22 protein-coding genes are annotated in these 23,528 nt (G+C 45.1%); 12 read left to right on the top strand and 10 right to left on the bottom strand.

From position 1 onward, the window contains the following. A partial coding sequence (locus JFC06_RS08855; RefSeq protein WP_198334752.1) for a helix-turn-helix domain-containing protein occupies positions 1–456 on the bottom strand: 456 nt, incomplete at its 3' end. A 74-nt stretch (positions 457–530) separates the two neighbouring features. Between JFC06_RS08855 and tnpA the strand changes: the two genes are divergently transcribed. From tnpA to JFC06_RS08835, 4 genes are all read left to right on the top strand, one after another. After that, on the top strand, positions 531–929 hold the full coding sequence (gene tnpA / locus JFC06_RS08850; protein ID WP_198334751.1) for an IS200/IS605 family transposase: 399 nt from the start codon (positions 531–533) through the stop codon (positions 927–929). 131 nt (positions 930–1,060) lie between these two features. Beyond that, positions 1,061–1,384, top strand: coding sequence for a hypothetical protein (locus JFC06_RS08845; protein ID WP_193006756.1), 324 nt, complete (start codon positions 1,061–1,063; stop codon positions 1,382–1,384). Between the two features lie 91 nt (positions 1,385–1,475). Continuing rightward, a complete protein-coding gene (locus JFC06_RS08840) occupies positions 1,476–1,805 on the top strand; it encodes a hypothetical protein (RefSeq protein ID WP_198334750.1) in 330 nt (109 codons plus the stop codon). Between the two features lie 35 nt (positions 1,806–1,840). After that, a complete protein-coding gene (locus JFC06_RS08835) occupies positions 1,841–2,155 on the top strand; it encodes a TusE/DsrC/DsvC family sulfur relay protein (RefSeq protein WP_193006807.1) in 315 nt (104 codons plus the stop codon). A gap of 88 nt (positions 2,156–2,243) precedes the next feature. On the opposite strand, the gene JFC06_RS08830 is transcribed toward JFC06_RS08835, so the two are convergent. Beyond that, positions 2,244–2,804, bottom strand: a complete 561-nt coding sequence (locus tag JFC06_RS08830) for a tRNA (cytidine(34)-2'-O)-methyltransferase (protein WP_198334749.1) — start codon at positions 2,802–2,804, stop codon at positions 2,244–2,246. A 257-nt stretch (positions 2,805–3,061) separates the two neighbouring features. Here JFC06_RS08830 and JFC06_RS08825 point away from each other — a divergent pair, with 257 nt between their 5' ends. Beyond that, positions 3,062–3,202: an entericidin A/B family lipoprotein gene (locus JFC06_RS08825; RefSeq protein WP_193006759.1), complete on the top strand. Its 141-nt coding sequence runs from the start codon at positions 3,062–3,064 to the stop codon at positions 3,200–3,202. Between the two features lie 101 nt (positions 3,203–3,303). Here JFC06_RS08825 and hemW read toward each other — a convergent pair whose 3' ends face one another. Then, the gene (gene hemW / locus JFC06_RS08820) at positions 3,304–4,647 is read right to left on the bottom strand and encodes a radical SAM family heme chaperone HemW (protein ID WP_198334748.1); all 1,344 of its coding nucleotides are present in this window, start codon (positions 4,645–4,647) and stop codon (positions 3,304–3,306) included. 358 nt (positions 4,648–5,005) lie between these two features. Between hemW and JFC06_RS08815 the strand changes: the two genes are divergently transcribed. The 4 genes from JFC06_RS08815 to accC all read left to right on the top strand — a co-directional run bounded on the left by JFC06_RS08815 (position 5,006) and on the right by accC (position 9,488). Next, positions 5,006–5,497: an EVE domain-containing protein gene (locus JFC06_RS08815; RefSeq protein ID WP_198334747.1), complete on the top strand. Its 492-nt coding sequence runs from the start codon at positions 5,006–5,008 to the stop codon at positions 5,495–5,497. 307 nt (positions 5,498–5,804) lie between these two features. Further along, on the top strand, positions 5,805–7,172 hold the full coding sequence (locus JFC06_RS08810) for an MATE family efflux transporter (protein WP_193006762.1): 1,368 nt from the start codon (positions 5,805–5,807) through the stop codon (positions 7,170–7,172). Positions 7,173–7,572: 400 nt separating this feature from the next. After that, positions 7,573–8,001 carry an acetyl-CoA carboxylase biotin carboxyl carrier protein gene (gene accB / locus JFC06_RS08805; RefSeq protein ID WP_193006763.1) on the top strand — a complete coding sequence of 143 codons (429 nt, stop codon included), beginning with the start codon at positions 7,573–7,575 and terminating at the stop codon, positions 7,999–8,001. 125 nt (positions 8,002–8,126) lie between these two features. After that, on the top strand, positions 8,127–9,488 hold the full coding sequence (accC, locus tag JFC06_RS08800; protein WP_193006764.1) for an acetyl-CoA carboxylase biotin carboxylase subunit: 1,362 nt from the start codon (positions 8,127–8,129) through the stop codon (positions 9,486–9,488). 120 nt (positions 9,489–9,608) lie between these two features. Here accC and JFC06_RS08795 read toward each other — a convergent pair whose 3' ends face one another. Both JFC06_RS08795 and leuA read right to left on the bottom strand, forming a co-directional pair. After that, entirely contained in the window at positions 9,609–10,220 is a 612-nt protein-coding gene (locus JFC06_RS08795) for a hypothetical protein (protein ID WP_198334746.1), read from the bottom strand. A 315-nt stretch (positions 10,221–10,535) separates the two neighbouring features. Continuing rightward, entirely contained in the window at positions 10,536–12,320 is a 1,785-nt protein-coding gene (gene leuA / locus JFC06_RS08790; protein WP_198334745.1) for a 2-isopropylmalate synthase, read from the bottom strand. Between the two features lie 217 nt (positions 12,321–12,537). On the opposite strand from leuA, the gene JFC06_RS08785 reads away from it, so the two are divergent. Continuing rightward, positions 12,538–13,026 carry an Lrp/AsnC family transcriptional regulator gene (locus tag JFC06_RS08785; RefSeq protein ID WP_198334744.1) on the top strand — a complete coding sequence of 163 codons (489 nt, stop codon included), beginning with the start codon at positions 12,538–12,540 and terminating at the stop codon, positions 13,024–13,026. 10 nt (positions 13,027–13,036) lie between these two features. Here the strand turns inward: JFC06_RS08785 and JFC06_RS08780 are convergent, their stop codons facing one another. From JFC06_RS08780 to JFC06_RS08760, 5 genes are all read right to left on the bottom strand, one after another. Then, positions 13,037–14,287, bottom strand: a complete 1,251-nt coding sequence (locus tag JFC06_RS08780; RefSeq protein WP_198334743.1) for a YbfB/YjiJ family MFS transporter — start codon at positions 14,285–14,287, stop codon at positions 13,037–13,039. Positions 14,288–14,380: 93 nt separating this feature from the next. Next, positions 14,381–15,733 (bottom strand): ABC1 kinase family protein, encoded by a 1,353-nt coding sequence (locus JFC06_RS08775; protein ID WP_198334742.1) that lies wholly within the window; start codon positions 15,731–15,733, stop codon positions 14,381–14,383. Between the two features lie 76 nt (positions 15,734–15,809). Then, positions 15,810–16,604: a HesA/MoeB/ThiF family protein gene (locus JFC06_RS08770; RefSeq protein ID WP_198334741.1), complete on the bottom strand. Its 795-nt coding sequence runs from the start codon at positions 16,602–16,604 to the stop codon at positions 15,810–15,812. Between the two features lie 147 nt (positions 16,605–16,751). Next, entirely contained in the window at positions 16,752–17,624 is an 873-nt protein-coding gene (prmC, locus tag JFC06_RS08765) for a peptide chain release factor N(5)-glutamine methyltransferase (RefSeq protein WP_198334740.1), read from the bottom strand. Between the two features lie 59 nt (positions 17,625–17,683). After that, positions 17,684–19,345, bottom strand: coding sequence for an AmpG family muropeptide MFS transporter (locus JFC06_RS08760; protein ID WP_193006772.1), 1,662 nt, complete (start codon positions 19,343–19,345; stop codon positions 17,684–17,686). 744 nt (positions 19,346–20,089) lie between these two features. Here JFC06_RS08760 and katG point away from each other — a divergent pair. Both katG and JFC06_RS08750 read left to right on the top strand, forming a co-directional pair. After that, positions 20,090–22,282: a catalase/peroxidase HPI gene (gene katG / locus JFC06_RS08755; RefSeq protein WP_198334756.1), complete on the top strand. Its 2,193-nt coding sequence runs from the start codon at positions 20,090–20,092 to the stop codon at positions 22,280–22,282. Between the two features lie 286 nt (positions 22,283–22,568). After that, positions 22,569–23,498, top strand: coding sequence for a LysR substrate-binding domain-containing protein (locus JFC06_RS08750; RefSeq protein WP_193006773.1), 930 nt, complete (start codon positions 22,569–22,571; stop codon positions 23,496–23,498). Positions 23,499–23,528 lie beyond the last annotated feature (30 nt).

Here is a 23,528-nt window from a genome sequence, read left to right as displayed (position 1 = left end):
ACGGCAGTATTTATCAAACTGAACCAAGCGAATGGAGTCACAGCCATCTGCTTTGTGTTTAAATTGTGGCATCAATGGGCGAAGTTGAATCTCTGTGCCATTAGCCAGCTTAAAGAACTTGGGCTTTTTGGGTTTCTTTTTATTTTCTTTTAATCTGGCGTGTACTTTTGGGTCAAAGAATCGTGACCAAGCAGACGCAAGATCACGTACCTTTTGTTGTAAGGTTACGGCATTAGAGCTAGATTTCAGAAAGGCAAAATCAGGGTTGTTCTTTAAGCCAGCAATTTTATTAACGAGGTTGGTGGCATTGATAAATTCATTTTTAGCAAACATCTCAAATGAGATTGCCAGCATGTGATTCCAAACAAAACGCGCTGAGCCGACAAGATTATTTAGAATAATCTCCTGCTCTATAGTAGGCTCAAGCCTAAATTTATACGCTTTGTTGAGTTTCATAAATGCTTTCTTTATTAATGAGTATGTATTTGATATTATGCTTATAATACTAGCATTTAAGGATATTTGTTGCAATGAGTGAGATATATAAAAATCGCCATGCCGCCTTTAATCTTCACGTTCACTTAGTTTTTATTACTAAGTACCGAAAAAAGGTTTTAGGTGAGTTGCATCATGAGTGTTTTAGTCAGTGTGTGGCTGAGGTCTGTAAAAGTTTTGATGCTGAGCTAAAGGAATGTAACGGTGAGGCGGATCACATTCACATGCTTATCCAGTATCCACCAACAGTGCAATTAAGCAAATTGGTTAATAACTTGAAGTCAGTCACAAGTAGGCGAATGAGGGGAGGTTTTATTGATTTAAGAGCAGCTTATTCCAAGCCTGTGCTTTGGTCACGTTCCTACTTTGCAAGCTCTTGTGGCGGTGCGCCATTAGATATTATTAAACAATATATTCAGAACCAGCAAGGCTAGCCAGCGATGCAAAATTCACCGCCACCCTAATGTCGGGTGGAGTCCTCTTTTGCTTTTTTGATAGACTGCAATGTTATAAAACGGACGCTACGATATCGATCCTAGCCGATCAAACAGATTAGGAACCAATCATGAAATTATTAATTCAGCTGCATACGCCGACAGAGATGGCCAGCTATGAAGGCTGTGCGCTTGCGCTAACGTTGGCTACCTTTGGCCATGAAGTACAGCTGTATTTAGACGCCCCAGTCTTTGGCCTATTGATGCAACCTGAGTCACGCTTGCATGGCATGATTCAGTCGCTTGAGCTGTACGATATGCCAGCCGCTTGGCTGCCTGATGATGTCTTTAGTGGCTGGGCCATAGGGATGTTGCCAGCCGATTTGGCCTCACAACTGACACTAGTTCCGGATGTGATAAACTCGCAAGCCTTTGAGCAGATACTGAGATTCTAATGGCAATACTCTCTGTTTAACCCGATATGAGCTGCCCTGTTTGATACGAGAATATTTGATACTAGAATAACTACCGCAATTGGACATCATTATGACAACATTATATCAATTACACAGTACCATGGACACGCTTAGGCGCAGTACCGAAGAGATGTCGCGCACGTGGCGTACTGGTGACAGTATTGTCTTGCTTGGCACCACGGTCGCTTTTATCGATTGGTTCGATGCCTACGTCGCTGATAGCGAGATACAAGGTATCGCGGGCATTTACGCACTAGCCGATGATGTGGCTCAGCTCACGACTAATACCAGCGCCAAGTTAAATCTATCCGCTAAATTAAGTGGTGTGTTGACAGACACAGAGTGGGTCAATCTGACTCAAGACAATCAGTTTGATAAAGTCGTGACCATAGCCTTATGAGCAACAATAATATGACCACCCCTACTATGACCGCTATGAACATTGAGCTAGATCAAGATGGCCATTTGTGTGACCATACTCTTTGGACACCCGATATTGCCCAGCAACTGGCGAACACGTTAGATGTGGATTTAGGCACTGAGCATATACAGATTTTGCAACAAGTACGGGCGTTTTTTGCTAAATTTAATCACGCGCCAGCGACAAGGCCGCTCATTAAGTGGCTACAAAAAACCTTGCCGGAGCAAGACATCAACAATCAAAAATTGCAGCAATTATTCAATACTGGCTTGGTCGCCCGCCATGTAAATCGCCTTGCTGGCCTGCCTAAGCCGCCTAATTGTTTATAAAAACTATTGTTTATAAAGACTAATGGGGACTGCTCCGCTCCGCATTAGTCCTTTAGCATTTTGAGCACACCAGTCAGCATCTGAGTGTTTATTTTGAGTCATAGACGGTTAATGTCTCATAACCGATACTACGGCCTTCATCGCCACGAAAGCCTTGCTGACGCCATATCTCATACAGGCATATTGCCACGCTATTGGACAAATTTAAACTGCGTGAATCAGCCAGCATCGGCAATCGCAACCAATTGCTCGCACCAATATCTTCACGAATCTCATCTGCCAATCCGGCGGTTTCAGAACCAAAAACCAGCGCAATATTAGGCATTAAAGCCTCACCTGTGGCCCCAGCCTCTTGCTGACCAATAAAGTCATAGTCATAGAAAGGTTGACTCAGTTTGGTGGTCAGAGCGGTAACGGTTTGGCAGTCAGCAGCTTGTAGTGCCTGTCTTGCTGCTGTCCAATCATCATGTAATTGTAGATGGGCATACTCATGATAGTCCAAGCCTGCACGGCGTAGCTTTTTATCATCAAGCTCAAACCCTAAAGGCCTGACCAAATGCAGCTGGGCGCCCGTATTAGCACATAACCGAATAATATTGCCCGTGTTACTAGGCATTTTGGGGGCTACCAGTACAATGTGAATGGTCATACTAACTCCTTAAGTGGTAAAGCCGAACTATGGTGAAATTGATGAGCTGTGTGTAAATAAAAGTTACAGTTTACTGGCAATAATTACATTTTGATACTGGGCAGCGTTTTTAACTTTCTCTATGATGTCTGTAACGGATAGCGAGATAATAGTTATACATTATCAGCGTGTCTAATACCCCTCAGTGAAGCTTGCGCCCAGCGCTTAGCGTCACTGTTATTATTTTTAACAACCCATTTATTTTTGAGGATACTATTATGAAAAAAGTAATCATCGCATCTTTAACTGCTATGTTTGTTCTAACTGGCTGCAACACTTTTAAAGGTCTAGGCCAAGACGTAGAAGGCGCTGGTGAAGCAGTAAGTAACACAGCGACAGACGTCAAACAAAAAATCTAAGTACTCACTTCTTAGACTTTTAAAAGGGCTTATCATTTATTTGATAAGCTCTTTTTTTATCCTCTTATCTTTTGACCCAAGAGTACGGGTAAAAGACCGTGCTATAAAAATGCTCGTAATATCTGATTGAGATAACGCTGTCCTAACGCTGTCGGCTGTAGCTGCTCAGAGCTGTCTATCAATAATCCCTGCTCCACGAGTTTGCTCACTTGTCCTGCAATGTCCTGATAACCAACTCCCGTTCTTGCGGTAAACAATGCCCAATCTACCCCGCCGTGTAACCGTAGCGCATTTAGCATAAACTCACTAACCAGCTCATCACTAGCAATCTTTTGCCAGCCCACCATTTTTGGTGCATTTTGGTGAGTATCAGAGTGCGCAGCTGGTTGATAGCGCATACCGTCTTGAAGCATATAATCTTTAGGCAAACGTGATTTGCTAAAACGATAAATACCTGCCTCTGCCAACCAGTCATTCTCTAGCACTTTATCTTTGTCGGACGGTCTCGACTCGTTACTATCTCGTGCTGAGGCGTTGTTGCCTATTGACACTTTGCCATGCGCGCCTGCGCCAATTGCGAGATAATCACCAAATTGCCAATAATTAACATTGTGCCGACATGGTTTATCTGATGCGCCCGCCCAAGCGGAGACCTCATAATTGTTGTAGCCCAATTGCTGTAGTAAGGTTTGACCTGCTTGCTCAATATCCGCCAGATTGTCTTCATCTGGCAGTATAGGCTGGCTACGATAAAACACGGTGTTGGGCTCAATCGTCAACTGATACCAAGAGATATGCGTGGCACCTGCATCGTGCGCCATTTGTATGTCAGCCAGCGCTTCATCCATGCTCTGCTGCGGCAACCCATGCATCAAATCCACATTGACCCGCTCAAAGCCAGCCGCACGCGCGGCCTGAATGGCTGATAATGCCTGAACAGGATCATGTATACGCCCAAGCGTTTGTAATTTATCAGCAGCAAAGCTTTGCACACCAATCGATAAGCGATTGATACCCACACTCAAATACTGGGCAAAAGGTGCGTGCTCTAGCGTGCCTGGATTGGCTTCCATCGTCACTTCGATGTCATCAGCAAATGTAAAGACATGGCGTAGGCCAGAAAATAGTCGTTGATACTGGGCAATGGGCAGCAAGGACGGGGTCCCCCCTCCAATAAATATTGAACCAATCTTGCGCCCTTGAGACAATGACTGTTGCATACTTGCGTCTAGCAATAGCGCATCTACGTACTCGTCATACATGGAGAGTTGGGTATCTATCGGCAGCTCGTGCGAGTTAAAATCGCAATAAGGACACTTTTTGACACACCACGGGATATGGATATAAAGCGCTAGTGGGATATCCTTTACGTCTATCGTGCCCACAGTGGCGTTATTAGGCGGGCTGATATTGTCTGATACGTGAACAGGTTTGGTATTTGACATAATTGAATGTCTCAATAAATGGTTAGCTGCTGTGATTAGCAAAAGTAGCGCTAGGATAACGGCTAGACCGCATAAAGAAAAGCACGATGATAACAAAAGTATCCATAAAGCCACTTACAAAAATGGGTGTTAATGCTGGTAACTTATCGGCAAGATATAGTCGATACAAGACATAGTTTTACGTTAATGTTGATGTGCGGCTGGGATAAATGCTGCGCCGCCTCTGTCAGCGTAGACACAGCATACAAGTAATCTTTATTCCAGTAGCTGTATATGATGTTTATGGTGGATTAACGCTATCCACAGCGCTTTGATATAAAACGGCTAATCAATAGCCAATAATGGAAGGAGGAAATAGATGGCTTACTGGTTGATGAAATCTAACCCTAAGTTTTTTGGGATTGAGGATTTGCGACGGTTAGAAACAGACAGTTGGGATGGTGTCCGCAACTACCGCGCCCGCAATTTTATGCGCGATGATATGCGTGTTGGTGACAAGGTTTTCTTTTATCATTCTAGCGCCAAACCCTCGGGGGTGGCTGGCATCATGACTGTCAGTAAAGCAGGCTATCCTGATCCCACACAGTTTCACCCTGAGCACCGTCACTACGACCCGCTCGCAACCGAAGACGCACCGCGCTGGTATATGGTCGATGTGACTTTTGAGCAGGCCTTTGTAGACGTTCTACCTTTGTCAGAACTGAAGTTTTTGCCCGCGCTTGAAGACTCGCTGTTGCTTAAAAAAGGCTGTGAGCAGTTGACCATTATGCCACTAGAGCCCAAACATTGGCATGCCATTATGGCCATGGCAGAAACCCTAGATCTTCTATCAGGTGACGCAAAACTTTGATGGTATCCATAAACCTTAATACCGTTGGTCAATTAAAACCACCGGTGAAGAAGCCGTTGACATCATACCCCAGCTTCTTTACCATCTTATTTATTTATGACCTGTCAATCTACTGCTTGGATTGACGGGTTATTTTTATTTTTGTGCCTTCACTTTTATTTTCGTACTCTGTTCATATGGGCTTGCTCATATTATTTATCGGAGTATTATCGGCACTATTCCTATTTTACTGTCTCGCTATTAACTTGTTGATGGCAGTGTTTGCTCATCAATAATAATGACTGCAAAGAATAAAAAGTTGCTCACTATGGTTTTCCCATTATCTTTTAGAGATTTCAAAAGTTACAGTTTACGTTTAGGCGTGCTTGCACTGCCTATTTTAATCACTCAGTTTTGCCAAGCAGCCCTTGGTGTAGTCGATGCCATTATGGCAGGTCAAGTTTCTGCGCTGGACTTGGCGGCTGTGGCTGTTGGCTCTGGGATTTGGCTACCACTGTTTTTATTAGCCACGGGTGTTTTAATCGCAACCACGCCTCTGATTGGTGAGGCGATAGGGCAAGATCAGCACAGTCAAGTACCCCATATCACGCAACAATCTTTATGGACGGCTGGCGTCATTGGTATTATTGGCTTTATTGTGGTCAATTTAGCACCAAGTGTACTTGGAATCATGGGTGTACCTGAAAATATCCAGCCGATTGCTACGCAGTATTTACATGGCGTGTCATTTGGCTTCCCAGCGCTGGCAGTCTATGCCGTGCTACGCAGTTATTGCGAGGCACTTGGGCGACCTGAGCCGGTGACCGTTATTAGTATCATTGGCCTGCTGGCCGACATTCCTCTGAACTATATTTTTATTCATGGTCTGTTTGGAATGCCTGAGATGGGCGGGGCTGGTTGCGGGGTCGCGACGGCCTTAGTGTTATGGATAAACGTGCTATTACTTGCCGCTTACACCAGCTTCACTAAGCGCCAGCAATTTGCCAGCACACGCTTTTTTTATGCCTTTGCTAGTCCGAATCGCACACAGATCAAAAAGCTGCTTAAGCTTGGTATACCTATTGGCATATCCATTTTCTTTGAGGCCAGTCTGTTTAGCTTAGGAGCGCTGGTCATTAGTCCTTTGGGTGAGTTGGCAACCGCCTCACACCAAGTGGCACTGGCCGTAACGTCACAGCTGTTCATGATACCTATATCGGTCGCCATGGCTCTAACCATCATGATCTCCAATCGCTTTGGTGAAAAAAACCTGATGGCGCTACGTCAAGTGCAAGCCACTGGTCTGATATGGACTGTATTGATCGCGCTCACTTGTATGCTGGGAATATGGCTATTTAGACCACAACTGGCAGCCGCCTTCACTGACAATCCATTGGTGATCGCGCAATCTATGCACCTACTTATCTTTGCGCTTGCTTATCAGCTGTTTGATGGGTGGCAAGTGAACGTAGCGGGTATATTACGCGGTATGCAGGACACCACCGTCCCAATGTGGGTCACGCTGTTTTGTTATTGGCTGGTTGCTTTACCACTCGGTATTTACTTAGTGCGCTTTACTGACGTCGGTGCACAAGGGTTTTGGATGGCATTAATCACAGGTCTATTTTTATCCTCTATTCTACTGACCCTACGACTGCGCTATCAACAAAAACGCTTAACCACAATCTGGCGTTGATTTAGGGTATGTTGATTTAGAGTATAGTTATAAGGCTTTAAAGTGATACAGAGCTACGGGCCAAGTTTCTTTGCTGTCTCTGTTACGCTTACAAATAGCGAGCTAAAATTTATACCCATAACATGAGTATCAGTGTAACCATTTTATGGAGTGCTAACTATGTGCCCGTTCAAATGTCGTCACTAGTGATAATGACTAGCACTCCATGGGCACATAGACTATGATAAATCATTGAATATTTCTTACTCGCAAGCCCGCTTACGTCATAATATGTAAAAAAACTCAGTTAACAACTGTACATCGATTGCTCATTGCCATGAATATAGGTATCATTAGCAGTTATCTACACAATATTTAGTTACACTATTTCTCGAATTTAGTACAAGGCAAGATTAAAACTATGGATATTGAAAAAATACGCACCCTAATTGCACTCATGGAAGAAAGCGAACTGGTTAATTTAGAAATCAGCTCAGACGACGAACATATCAGCTTGACTCGTCACTATGATACGCCCGCCCCTACAATGATGGCCGCTCCTACTGCAGGCGCGGCGCCTATTGCTGCTGCGCCAAAACCAGCAGAAAAAGCGGGTAGCGTTGAGACGTCTCCCATGGTTGGTGTTTTCTACTCAGCACCAAGTCCGAACGATCCCCCATTCGTAAAGATTGGGCAAAAAGTTCAAGCCGGTGATACCTTAGGCATCATTGAAGCCATGAAAATCATGAACCCTCTTGAAGCGACTCAAAGTGGCATTGTTGATGAAATCTTGGTAGATAATTCTGAAGTGGTACAGTTTGGCCAACCTGTCATACGCTATAAAGCGTAACGCTATTTGCCACCCTTTACTTCATTATGACTGATGTCTTTTGATATGTGTCACGTTATCTTTAATAGTACGATGCCATATATCGAGACTCAGTCGATGACTGCCGCTTCGACAAGGATGACCCCATGATAAAAAAACTGCTCATCGCCAATAGAGGTGAGATTGCCCTACGTATTGTTCGAGCTTGTAAAGCACTTGGAATAGAAACCGTTGGCGTCTATTCCACGGCTGATGCAAACTTGATGCATTTGCGCTTTGTTGATGAGGCAATCTGTATTGGCAAACCTAATGCCAATCAAAGCTATCTTGATATCAATACCATTTTGACCGCCGCTGAAATCACCGGTGCTGACGCCATTCATCCCGGTTATGGTTTTTTATCAGAGAATGCTGAGTTTGCTGAACAAGTTGAAGAAGCAGGCTTAACCTTCGTTGGTCCTAACGCTGATCACATCCGCCTAATGGGTAATAAAGTCTCAGCGATTAATGCCATGAAAAAGGCCGGCGTGCCGACAGTGCCAGGCTCTGTGGGTGCTGTCACACTACATAATGCCGAAGAACAAGCGCGCAACATTGGCTTTCCGCTACTGATTAAAGCGGCTTCTGGTGGTGGTGGTCGCGGCATGCGAGTCGTTGAGCGCTTTGATGAGCTCGTCGGACAAGTACAAGCCGCAAAGCAAGAAGCTGAGCTGTGGTTTGGCGATGATACCGTCTATATGGAACGCTATCTACAAAACCCACGTCACGTAGAAGTACAGGTACTTGGCGATGGTAACGGTAATGCTATCCATCTATACGATCGGGACTGCTCATTGCAGCGTCGTCACCAAAAAGTACTAGAAGAAGCCCCCGCTCCTGATATCCCTGATGACGTTCGTGAGCCCATCCTAAAAGCTTGCGTAAAAGCTTGTGAGCTGGTGAAGTATCGCGGCGCCGGTACGTTTGAGTTTTTATTTGAAAATAACGAATTTTTCTTTATCGAAATGAATACTCGGGTACAGGTTGAGCATCCAGTCACTGAAATGATTACTGGTATTGATGTGGTCGTTGAACAACTTAAAATTGCTGCGGGCTACGGCTTGTCTTATCGTCAAAGTGAGATTGAGATTCAAGGCCATGCGATTGAATGTCGTATCAATGCTGAAGATCCAGCGACCTTTATGCCGTGCCCTGGTACGGTCAACCAGTTGTTTGCCCCCAGTGGCGCGGGCGTGCGCTTTGACTCACACTTGTATCCTGGATACGAGATACCGTCGTATTATGATTCATTGATAGGCAAACTTATCTGTCATGGTCAAACCCGCCAACAAGCGGTCTCTAAAACGCTCCATGCCCTTGATGAGCTAGTGATTGAAGGTATCAAAACCAACATACCCCTGCATCGTGATGTCATTTTGGCCGATAAAAACTTTGTTCATGAAGCGCAAAACATTCACTATCTTGAAAGAGAGCTTTTAACCGCAAACCAAGCCAAAAAACCAGCATAACTTTGGCCATAAGCACTCTGCCATAACTTATACACATTAAAAAACCGCTATTGAGTAGCGGTTTTTTAGTGTAATCGAATGGATCTTTTCATAATCGATACGTTTTGTTCACGTCACTGCTTAGGGTAAAATTCTATTGAACCTCATAAAGCATTCTTTACCATCAGGGTCAGCACACCACTGCATGTGATTGTCATCATGATTTAAAAAGGCAATCAACGCTTCATCGGTCTGATCAATCTGATTACCAGAACAGTCTACTTCGTTGTTGTCATACACTGTTTTAAGCGCAATAATAGGCAGCCCTTCTTCACGGTGTGTGATTAAGTAGCGGCCGTACGTCCATTCTTTGCCACTAACTGACCACATCTCATTGTCAGCGCCAAAGTTATATAGCTCACGGCATTGGTTAGATTTTTTAGCAGATGCGATTAATTTTTTATTGGTATTGGGCTGTGTACTAAGAACACGTTTTTCTTCTTGAGTCAGAACCCCACCTTCTGTACCAGCAATCACTTTAGGTTCGTCACTCTTCGCCTTTTGGCTGCCTCTTAATTTAGCTTCCGCTTCTTTTGTCATCGTGACGCCACTATCTAAATCTATCTCCCATTGTCCAGCAATAGCCGGGCTAATGTGAGTGGTAATGGTCGGTTTGGTGATCACTTCACCATTTGCTGGCAATGACGCCAGAATAGATGCCAATGAAAATGAAGCAAATGATAGAGGTTCCATAATTAACCTTTTAATTATAATAATGTGCGCTATGTACATTAGCGTAAGTCTTAGACACCAAAAACACAAGTAACATTATGCTATTCGTCGCGATGTCTGCAAAAAAGACACGATAGATCATGATAACAACTTAGTGTGCTTTGTGTTGACTTACCTTAAAAACAATACAATTGACGTATCGGTCTATATCGAACTGCGTATCATACTAGCACTCTTATTTACTCAAAAAAATAACGTCATCGCTTTACTTGCAAGACACAAGAAGCAATGACGTTGAGAAAGAGCTAGTGTTAGCTGTTAAACCACCCTGTGACGTTAAGCAGCTGTAGTACTTACTGCTTGAGCAAAGGCAGATAAAGCGCCTTTTAGCATGGCCGATACCGTACTGCTGCAAGTACCAATGCCTGAGTAAACCTCACCATCTACATTGAGCTGAATGTAAGCTGCGGCATTCGCATTGGTCTTGTTATCACTATTGGTATCATCATCGATACCGTTACCGCTGTTGTGATGCGGATTAATCGCATGCTCAGCATAGTTAATAATGTGGAGTGATTTACCCGTGTGCTGTGCAAGACCATCAATAAATGATGATAATGGGCCATTACCGGTGCCATCAATATTGATGATTTCACCGTTCATTTGCACTTGACCGTTAAAATAAACGTCACCGCCTTTATTGTTAACACTATAATCTAATAGTTCAAACTTGCCTTGCTGTAGATACGTATCTTCAAAAGTCTGTAAGATTTCATCGTTCTGTAGCTCTCGCGCCGCCATTTCAGCTTGCTTTTGTACCACACCGCTGAAGTCAATTTGCATCCAGCGTGGTAAGTTAAAGCCATAGTTACGTTGTAAAATGTAGGCGACGCCGCCTTTACCAGACTGGCTATTAATACGCACCACATCTTGATAGCTGCGACCAATATGCGCCGGATCAATTGGCAGATAAGCCACATCCCAAACATTGTCGGTCTCATCTTGATGCTTCTCATTATAATCGAGAGACTTCTTGATGGCGTCTTGATGCGAACCGCTAAAGGCTGTAAAGACCAACTCGCCCACATAAGGATGACGGGGGTGCAAAGGTAAATTATTGCACTCACTCACGACCTGTACGATTTCGCTCATGTTACTGAAGTCCAGCTCAGGGTCGATGCCTTGGCTAAATAGGTTCATGGCCATGACCATAATGTCCATGTTACCCGTACGCTCACCGTTACCTAATAGCGTACCCTCGATGCGATCAGCACCAGCAAGGACGCCAAGTTCAGCAGCGGCCACCGCACAGCCACGGTCATTATGCGTGTGCAAACTGATAATCACATGCTCACGCTGGGCAAGGTTTCGGCAAAAGTATTCAACCTGATCGGCAAACACATTAGGCATAGAGGCCTCAACGGTCGCTGGTAAGTTAAGAATCACTTCCTGCCCTTGCTGTGGCTGCCATACTTCACAAACCGCATCACAGACTTCTACGGCATAATCCGTTTCTGTTTGGCTAAAGCTTTCAGGCGAGTACTGGAAAACCCATTCAGTCTCAGGATATTTAGCCGCGTACTCCACCAACAAATTGGCGCCCGCAATAGCAATCTCTTTAATCTCAGCTTTATCTTTACCGTACACTTTTTCACGTTGTACACGGCTGGTTGAATTGTAAACATGAACCACCGCACGCTTTGCGCCCTTTAATGATTCAAAGGTACGAGCAATCAAATGCTCACGAGCCTGTACTAAAACTTGCAACGTCACATCGTCAGGCACATGATTTTCTTCGATGAGTTTACGAGCAAAGTCAAATTCAACCTGTGCAGCTGACGGAAACCCGATCTCAATTTCTTTAAAACCAACGTCTACTAACGTTTTAAAAAAGCGCATTTTTTGTTCGATGGTCATCGGATCAATCAGCGCCTGATTGCCATCGCGCAGGTCCACACTTGCCCATATTGGTGACTTCTCAATCGTCTTGCTCGGCCAAGTGCGATCTGGCAGTGAAGGCGCAAACGCAAAAGGACGATACTTACGGAAGTCAAAAGCGGCGCTTTTTGGTGTCATCTTTGCAGTTTTTGAGGCTACATGACGTGTGGCTTGGTCAGACATAATCAATCCTTAGATGAGGTGGGCATTTATATTTTTGGCTGAAGGCTGCGATGAGACCATCTGTTTATCATACGAGACAACCCATACTTATACCATTATAATATCAAAATTTTTAGCACAGAAATCAGCTTTCTGTCATTAAAAACCTAACCTTTTTAGTGAAAAACATCTGATAACTGCCTATAATTAGATAAATGCACTAATAAATTAGCATATTATGCCAAACAGCCATTCTGATAATGAACTCTTAGCCGATATAGATGAGACCGATAGACAGTTATTACGCTTATTACAAACGCAGGCACGCATGAGTATTACTGAGCTTGCCGAACGCGTCAACTTATCAGCCACTCCTTGCGCGCGCCGTATTAAACGTTTAGAGGAGGCAGGGATTATTACCGGCTATCATACCAAAACGGATGCACAACAACTGGGCTACCCACTAGCGGTCTTTATTGCGATTAGTATGGACCGTCATACTGCCGAGCGCTTTGAGCAATTTGAAACGAAGATCCAAAGCTTTGATGAAGTCGTCAGCTGTAGTATTGTCACTGGTCGCACAGAAGATTATCTGATTAAAGTTCGGGTGCGTGATATGGCGCATTATGAAGAGTTTCTCTTACACAGACTAAATCGTATCGAAGGCGTCGCACAAGTACACACCAGTTTTGAGTTGCGAGAAGTATTTAGCCGTAGTGTAGTTTAGGTCATGCTCATCAGCTTTCGCGGTTGGTTTGCCGACGGAACAATAAAAGTAGTATCAAACCAATAAATAGACCTATAGCGGCAACGAGTAGCCCGGCATTGAAATTGCCGTTTTGCCCTGCTAAGCCCACTGTCACCAATGGCCCTAAAAACTGTCCTAACGCATAGGCCAGTGTGGCCAGCCCTATGAGCAAATTTGAGTAAGCGGGATTGATATTTTTAATCAACGTCAGGGTCATTGATACCATACCAACGAAAGTCAGCCCTAGAATGGCGGCATTACCATACAGACCCACAGCACCGTCAAACCAGAGCGGCAAACACATGCCAAACGCTTGTAATATGGTTAAGCCTATTAAGGTTTTTATTTCCCCGACTCGTTTGGCTAGGGCCCCCCATAAGGGGTTAGAGAGCATCGCAAAAATACCCACAACCAACCAAATGAGTAGCCCAGCATACGTCTGCGTTGTGAGGCGCTGGGCGGCCATAACAGGTAAAAAAGTCGCAGACGTAATATAGCCAAACCCTGCCAGCACATAGCTTGCTGACAATAAAGCAATGGCTTTATGATGACCCGCAATAGCTTCGTACAAGGCGTGTTTAAAGCTTAAATACGTTTGATATAGTGAGAGGCGCGGACTGGCATGATTTAAATCGATAGGGTCAGAGTTCTTGGGCCTTATGGCACAGAGTAACCATAAAAGCGGCAGGCTACTCAACCCCGCCACTAGCCAAATCACATCAAAATGATAGCCTAATACCAATAACCACCAAGTCAATATAGCCGAGGCACTGATCCCAACACCGATACCGGCATAATGTACTGCTGAGAGTACCGATCGGCGTGCAAGGGTTAAGCTTTGAATGACAAAGGATGAGCTTAAAATCATCGCTATCCCGCTTGCAACACCTGCCAACAGCCGAATCATATACCATAGGCTTAATGACATATCGGGCACAACCAGCAGCATCGTCGTCACGACACTCACCACCGTCCATAGCATCATTGCTTGCCATGTCGAGCGCTGAGGGACAAACATAGCAATGAGTGCGCCGATAAAGTAACCGATGTAATTGATGGAAGCAAGCCAGCCTGCAATCGTCGTCGATAACGACAGTTGCACCATAATATCAGGCAAGGTGGCGGTAAACAAAAAGCGCCCATAACCCATGACCACTGCCATGCAATAAAGACCGATAAAAGCAATAGCGGTCTCATTGGTAATCGTAGGAAACGCACGGCTTTTGAAAGCAGTCATCATGACAGAGCCATTTTGTGGCAGCTAGCACACAATCCTTTGTGTTAAAACAGTCGAAAGCAGTAACGAGCAGATCATTTAAAACATTATGAAAAATTAGGACACATCCAACGTTGACGCTGTATCCGTCTCGGTCTTTGTTTGTCCGAGCATTTGTACGCGCTGATCGTTGAACATATCCATGTCAGGCGCAAGTGTACGCATAAAGCGATCAAAATAGAGCATCTGCTTGGTCAACAAAGCAAAGTCACGGGGAAAGTGAATACCGTGACGCTTACCCACTTCGACAATCTCAAGCATCATTGTATTAAGCTCATCGGCTTGCTCTTTACTGTTAAAAGGCACACCGCTAGTAAAGGCTTTGTCTTCTGCCATGATATTTTTCATCATACGCTGTAAATCATCCCCCAGCGCCACCACGTCCACCTGATTGCCACCATGAGTCATTTCCATATCGATCATATGGCGCGCCATCGCTTGATAATCACTGTCCTGCATCGCTTGCATCATACCCATACACGCGCGCCAGCTTTCTGCTTTTAACTTGCCAACGATACCAAAGTCCAAAAAGCCAATGCGACCATCAGTCAGTAGCATTAAGTTCCCAGCGTGTAAATCAGCGTGGAAACTATTGCACAGCATAAGACTGGCAAACCATGTATTTAAAGTATCTGCCATAACTTGCGCAGGATCCGTGCAGTACTGACGCATTAGCGACTCATCTACCATAGAGACGCCGTATAAGCGACTCATGGTCAGTACCCGCTTGGTCGTTAGCGCCTCGTATACTTTTGGGGCCACCACACGGGTATTCCCTGATACCGCTAAAAACTGCTGAAAATCTCGAATATTCTGCGCCTCAGCGATAAAATCTGTCTCAGCAAGCATACGCAGACGGATCTCATCGATAATCGGCGCGATGCTGGCAAACTTCATCGATGGCATCAGTATCTCAAGCAATTTGGTGACACCATGCAAGACGCCTAAATCCGTCTGCATGATGGTCTCGACACCAGGTTTTTGTACTTTTAGCACCACCTCATCACCGTTGTGTAGACGTGCCGCATGGACTTGAGCGATAGAGGCTGATGCTAACGGTTCTGAGTCAATATGGGCGAACATCTCGTCAAGCGTCAGACCATCAATCGCCAACTCGTCTGTTAATACTTGCTCAATATAAGCGTAAGACAATGGCGTGGTTTGATCCAAACAGCTCTGGAACGCGGTGACATAATCACGTGGAAACAGTGAGGGCGTACTGGCAATAAACTGACCAATTTTGATATATGTCGTACCTAACTGCTCAAACGTCTCTTTGAGTAGCATCGCGTCAGGCTTTTCACCTTTGGCGACTCTTAGCGCCGATAGACCAGCAACACTCGCCGTCTGGCGAACACGATTCACAACATTAAAAGTGTGCTTTAATAAATGCGGACGATGAATTTTCATAAAAAACAACTATGGTAATAAAAAGAAGGTTAAAGGACAGGCAAGCATGCGTTAAACAGTCAGTGTTCAATAAAGATTAGTGACTGCTACAGACAGGACACTCTAGATCTTTGCGATAACCCATCAGCCGTTGCTGCATCTGCTTACCATCCCATAGTAGCAGCTTGTTTGTCAGTGGATTTTTGGTTAATCCCAAGTATTGCAAGGCGGCATTGGACTGTAGGTTGCCCATAATGGCCGTGGTACTGGCAAGCACGCCTGAATTGGCGCAAGTACGCTCATCACTTGCTTCATCAAGTACCACTGAACCAAACACACAGTGATAGCAACCCGTATTTAGATGCGGTTCAAACAACGCCAACTGCCCTTGCATTGCAATCGCTGAAGCCGACAATAGCGGAATTTGATAGCGCACACTGATGCGATTGATAATGTCACGCGTGGCAAAATTATCCGTACAGTCTAAGAGTAAATCAGGCTTACTCACTGCCATATCGAGCAACTCATAAGCGTTGTCTTCATTCAATCGTGCCACCGTACCGTGCGCCGTTATCAATGGGTTGATAAGCTTTAGCATTGTCGCCGCTGTCTGGGCTTTGGGTTGACCGATATTTTCGGGCAAAAACAACGTTTGCCGCTGTAAATTACTCGCCTCAATCACATCATCATCAATCAGATGAACCTGTCCCAGTCCTGCTCGCACCAAGGTCTCAGAAGCGGGACAACCGAGGCCACCTGCACCAATGATTACCACGCGCGCAGACTTCAATCTTAGCTGAGCATCAATATCCCAGCCATCAAGCAATATTTGCCGCGCATAACGCAGCAACTCTTCATCTAATAACTGCCCTGTCTCGAGTGAGTGCGTCATACTTATTTGAAACCTATGATTTATTTGAAACCGATGATTAAACAACTTTATTATGATAAAACTGACTACTGATTAAAAGAGACTATCAATTAAAAAATCTTCAACGATGATCATTATCTATTAAAGCGATGATTGTCAGCTATCTGCTTATTGACTCTGGCCAAGCGTCACGCGATCATTACCGCCATAATCTTGCACCGTCTTGACGGACTCAAAACCATTATCCAAAAACATGTGACGGACAGCAGCGCCTTGGTCGAAACCGTGTTCAATCGCTAGCAGCCCCCCTACGCGTAAATAAGGTAATGCTTGCTCTACGATATGTTCGATATCAGCCAAACCCTGCTTGGGTGCACTTAGCGCACTGATAGGTTCGGCTTTTAGCTGTGCTAAATGCGCGTCTGCCTCATCGATGTAAGGGGGATTGGAGACGATGACATCGAATGAATTTTTCTCATACATAAAAAGCTCGTTATACCAGCTGCTTTGTATGAATTCAATGTTGGCGACATCATTGACAACGGCATTATGCCGAGCAACGTTAAGCGCTTCTTGCGATAAATCAACCGCCACCACTTGCCAATTATCATGCTTTAATTCATGCGCAAGACTGATGGCAATACAACCTGAGCCAGTGCCTAAATCAAGTAGTTGTTTCTTACTGGTACACGTTGGCTGAGTACTTATCCAGCCTAATACTTGCTCGACCAATACTTCCGTATCAGGCCGAGGTATCAGCGTATGCTCATTGACAGTAAAGTTAAGGGACCAAAACGCTTGCTGACCCGTTAAATAGGCCAGTGGCGTCCCTTGCTGCATTTTAACCACACCCGCATTGAACTGCATAAGCTCACTACTCGTCAGCTCATAGCCTTCATCAGTGAGTAAAAACAGCGCAGGTTTATGAATGACATGGAGTAACCAATCCGTTAGCCAAAACGACGGTAACTGATTATCCGTGTCGCCATTCGTCAGTTGCTGAATGTGCTGCTTTATTTGACGAATGGTTACTGTGGTCATAAATTACTCTTTAAATATTGTAGGTGATAAACAAACTAACGTACTACTGAGTCCGTCCGCTACTCTGATGCGCGTGGTGGCTCTTTGGTATCTGTCAAGTTCGGATTGGCCTTGGCAAGTTTATTGGTGACGTCGTTACCACCGTCATCATTGCCATCATTATCCCCGTAGATATCATCGTTGTCACCAATGACGATATGTTTATCAACCAGATAAATCAGCACCAAAATTGGAATACCGATGGCAAAGGTGAAAATAAAGAAGAATGGATAACCCATATTATCAACAATAGTACCTGAATAACCGCCCAATACTTTCGGCAGTAAGGTCATAAGCGATGAAAAGATGGCGTACTGTACCGCCGTAAAACGAATAGACGTCAGTGCGGATAAGAAGGCGATAAAGACCGCACTGGCCAATCCTGCCGCTAAATTATCAAAAATCACCGCCATGTACATCACAGGCAAGCTGCCTTGATGATAAGTCAACAGCACAAACAATAAGTTGGTCACACAGGCCAAAATCGCGCCGACCATCATCGCTTGCATCATGCGCAGCTTTTGCGCCATGAGGCCACCTAAAAAGCCGCCCGCAATCACCATAACGACCCCAACTAACTTCACAGCGTTGGCAATATCTGTTTTAGTAAAGCCCATATCGAGATAAAAAACGTTGGAGATCACGCCAGCGACGATATCAGATATGCGGTAGAGACCAATCAGCGCCAGCAGTAACAGGGCTTTTTTGCCGTAACGACGAAAAAAATCTGCAATAGGCTCGATCCATGTCGCTCTTGCTACCTCTTCTTTGACCACGCCGACTTTTACTAGTGCATAACCAATGACTAACGCGGTAGTCAAACTCAACGCCAAATGCACCATTTCAATTAAAAAGCCCCATAGCGCGCTTTCAGTATCAGGCAGTATGGCCCCAACATTGGCAAACACCATGACAAAACCAATCACTGATAAAGCAAAGACCAAGACCAAACGCGTGTAGTCTGACGTCTGGCGCGGGACACGTACCTGCTCACTCACCGGCTCATGAATGATGAGCGTAGTGACCACACCAATCCCCATAACACCCGCCATAATCCAGTAGGTATTACGCCACGCCTCATAGCTATAAAGTGCTTCTGTCGAGCCAAAATAGTCTGCTAAGTACAAAGCGCCTGCGCCCGCAACAATCATACCCAAGCGATAGCCCGCCGTATACATCGCCGATAGTACAGACTGTAAACTTGGCGGTGCAAGCTCGATACGGTACGCATCGATGACGATGTCTTGCGTGGCAGAAGAAAAACCAAGCAGGACGGCACCAACTGCCATCCAAACCAGACTGCTTTCATCGACTGGATTGACACTAGCCATCAAACAAATGGCCAGAATAATCAGTAATTGAGCGACCAATATCCAGCTGCGGCGACGACCCAATAATTTAGTTAATATAGGCAGCGGTACCGCATCGACCAGCGGCGCCCAAATAAATTTGAACGAGTAACCCAAGGCGGCCCAGCTAAACATGGTCACGACGCTGCGATCGATACCTGCTTCACGAAGCCATAGTGACAAACTTGAAAAAATAAGCAGAATTGGAATGCCAGCAACAAAGCCCAAAAACAACATGATAATAGCGCGGCGATCGAGATACGCTTTCGCCGCCTCACCCCATGATTTTTTGGCAACGGTTTGGTTGGGTGGTACAGATTTGACAGCAGACATAATCACTCACTAACACTTGGGACAAAGAACACAACTGCGCACAATTTTTATCAATCATTTTTATCAGATGTCGACCATGAGGATCGATAAAAATTGCTTAACGTTGCACAAATACGGCCGTTACAACAAAATTCAATTATGGTACTTGAGAACGCCTACCTTGACTAGATGTTTTTGCATTAACTGACTGATTGCAAGGTTTAGGGAGGGCTTATTTTTCATAGGGTAACGCAGATGACGCTAGCTTTTCATTAAGGTTACATTGACCGATGTTTTCCTTTCTATCTTCTCTCATTAAAGATGGCTAGCAATTCACTACTTTACGTGTAATATATAAGTATAGGTGACAGTAGCGCCAGATCATTTAGCGATAGCGAATAAGGACGTTGATAGCGCATTGATAATTTAAAATGTTAAGATTTTTCACGATTAATTATTTAAAACTTATAATCCTTATATATAAGTTTTATAAATTATAAATACTTAGTTATGCTTAGTACATAAGCAATGGTTATGACGATTAACTGTTTATCCACCCTATCACCATAGTCTAGGAGTTACACAATGACCGACTCAACCGCTACCCCAAATGATAAAAAAGCGACGCCAGACATGGAGCGTTGCCCTGTAAATCACAACAGCAGTACGGCTGCTACTAACACCACCTATGATCAAGGTGACGACCAAGGTCCCACCATTCATAGTGAAAATATAGATCACGCTCACGCGCCACAGCGCCCTAGTATGGGTGGCTGCCCTGTCATGCACCAAGCCCACACCACCACTTCCTCTGCCGCCACTGATTGGTGGCCGAACAGTTTGAATTTAGACATCTTGCATCAGCATGACAAAAAGACCGATCCGATGGGTGCGGATTTTGATTATACGGAGGCTTTTAAGCAGCTAGATTTAGAAGCGGTTAAGCAAGATTTAAAAAACTTAATGACTGAATCACAAGAGTGGTGGCCAGCAGATTGGGGCCATTATGGTGGTCTTATGATTCGTATGGCATGGCATTCTGCTGGTACTTATCGTCGTGCTGACGGTCGCGGCGGCTCTAATACGGGTAACCAACGCTTTGCCCCATTAAACAGCTGGCCTGACAATGTCAACCTTGACAAAGCCCGTCGCCTATTATGGCCTATCAAGAAAAAATACGGCAGTAAATTGTCTTGGGCAGATTTGATGATTTTAGCAGGCAATATGGCCTACGAATCAATGGGTTTTAAAACCTTAGGTTTTGCTGGTGGACGCGCTGACATTTGGCATCCAGAAAAAGACATCTACTGGGGTTCGGAGCGTGAGTGGCTGGCCGCTACCGAAAATCGTTACGACAGCGATGAAAACCGTGAGTCGCTTGAAAACCCATTAGCAGCCGTACAGATGGGCTTAATCTATGTCAACCCTGAAGGTGTGGATGGCAATCCTGACCCACTAAAAACCGCTAAAGACATGCGTACTACCTTTGCTCGCATGTCCATGAACGACGAAGAAACTGTGGCATTGACCGCGGGTGGACACACCGTTGGTAAGTGTCATGGTAATGGCGATGCGACTGTATTAGAAGATGAACCAGAAGCCGCTGATGTGACTGAGCAAGGCTTAGGCTGGCGCAACCCTAAAGGTCGTGGCAATGCAGGCGACACCGTTACAAGTGGTATTGAAGGTGCCTGGACAACCAATCCTACTCAATGGGATCATGGCTACTTCGAGCTTTTGTTAGGTCACAACTGGGCATTGACCAAAAGCCCAGCAGGCGCTTGGCAGTGGGAGCCGACCGACATCAAAGAAGAAGACCGCCCGCTAGATGCGCACGATCCAAGTGTACGCCGCAACCCAATCATGACTGATGCGGACATGGCCTTGATCAAAGACCCTATATATCGTGAGATTTCAGAGAAGTTTCATCAGAATCCAGACTATTTCGATGAAGTCTTTGCAAAAGCATGGTTTAAACTGACGCACCGTGATTTAGGTCCTAAGTCTCGCTATTTAGGCCCAGACGTACCAGAAGAGGACTTTGTCTGGCAAGACCCTACTCCAACAGGCAACACTGACTTGACGGCTGATGATATTGCAACTTTAAAATCGCAAGTGTTAAATAGTGGGCTGAGCCGCCGTGAGCTAATCATCACGGCATGGGATAGCGCACGTACTTTCCGCGCCTCAGACTATCGCGGCGGCGCCAACGGTGCGCGCATTCGTCTAGCACCGCAAAAAGACTGGGTAGGTAACGAGCCAGAGCAGCTCCAACGTGTGCTTGAGACGTTAACACGTATTCAAACGGAATTTAGCAAAGACGTCAGCTTAGCTGACCTGATTGTTTTGGCTGGTAATGCGGCGATTGAGCAAGCCGCAGACGCCGCTGGCGTAGACATCACTGTCCCATTTAAAGCGGGACGCGGTGATGCAACCGACGCCATGACTGACACGGACTCATTCTCAGATTTGGAACCTTTACACGATGGCTATCGTAACTGGATTCAAGGTGAGTACATCGTATCACCTGAAGAGATGCTGCTCGATCGCACTCAATTGATGGGCTTGACCGCGCCTGAGATGGTGGTGCTGATCGGTGGTATGCGCGTCCTAGACACCAATCATGGTCAAAGCCAATATGGCGTCTTCACTGAACGGGCGGGCGTGCTGTCCAATGACTTTTTTGTCAACTTAACGGATATGAACTACACTTGGCATCCTGTAAAAACAAGCGATAACACAAGCCGTACCGCTAATACTTATGAGGTACGCGAGCGTAGTACAGGAAAAACCAAATGGCAAGCCAGCCGTGTGGACTTAGTGTTTGGCTCAAACTCTATATTGCGTTCTTACGCTGAACTGTATGCGCAAGACGACAATTTAGAAAAATTCGTTCATGATTTCGTCCGCGCTTGGAACAAAGTCATGAATGCGGATCGTTTTGATATCGCTGAGTAAGGTATTAATTCACTCCAACCTTAGTGATTGAATGTACAATCGATAAACCGCTGTCTTCTAGAAGACAGCGGTTTTTTTATGCAGTCAGGGCCGCTTATTTCCCATCATTCCTGCTTATCTTTAAATAAATGAGAAACTCTATATTCCCAATTATTATAAATTGATAGCTATTTATTATATACAAGAATAATAACTTTGTTTTACACTACTCCTTTACGACATATTTTTACCTTTTCATTTTATGTATACAGACAGGGTTTGTATATTTACACAATAGGATTCAATAATGGCAATCGATGTAGTGGTCAATCAGCGGCATTTACAAATTCAGCTCAAACAGCTGGAGACAGTATGGCATACGGTGATTAATGGCTATAACTTAAGCCAAGCAGCGACAGTACTGCACACCAGTCAATCGAGCTTGTCAAAACACATTGCTGCGCTTGAGAATCAACTTAAAACCGAAGTTTTCATTCGTCAAGGCAAACGGCTAACCGGCTTGACTTCTATGGGCACAGCCCTCATGCCGCACATCGAATCGATATTTGCTGAAATCCGTACGATTGAAAACCTTAGCCTTGATTTTAACAATCCAAATATCGGCACACTAACCATTGCCACCACTCACACGCAGGCGCGTTATGTGTTGCCACAAGTGGTCAAAGAATTCAAAGATCGTTTTCCTAAGGTCAATTTGATCCTCCAACAAGCAGATCCTGAGACCATCGCGCAGATGGTCATTCGTGGTCAAGCGGACATTGGTATTGCCACCGAGTCTCTACTTCATAACAGTTACCTCAGATGCTACCGATACTATGACTGGACGCATCGCGTCATCGTACCAAGCGATCATGAACTTGCCAACCAAGCGTCTATTGACTTACCAACTCTTGCCAGCTACCCCATTGTCACCTATCACGGCGGCTTTACGGGACGCGGGGCGATTGACAAGACTTTTGAGGAAGCCGGCTTAGAGCCAGATATCGTCATAGCAGCGCTCGATGCTGATGTGATCAGCACCTACGTGGGTCTTGGTTTAGGCATTGGTATTATCGCAGAAATGGCATTTGAGCCGAGCCACTATCAAAACTTAACGGCCATTCCAGTGGATCATTTTGGCCGCTTCACCAGTTGGATGGCCGTACGTGATGACGCAGAGATTCGCCAATACGGTCGTGCCTTTATGGAGCTGTGTCAGAAACAATTTGACAACTAAAACAAGGCGGCTAAACCGCTGGTGTCACCT

It is taken from the genome of Psychrobacter namhaensis, assembly GCF_016107545.1.
Classification (GTDB): Bacteria; Pseudomonadota; Gammaproteobacteria; order Pseudomonadales; family Moraxellaceae; genus Psychrobacter; species Psychrobacter namhaensis.
This window is presented reverse-complemented; position numbering and strand designations above follow the sequence as displayed.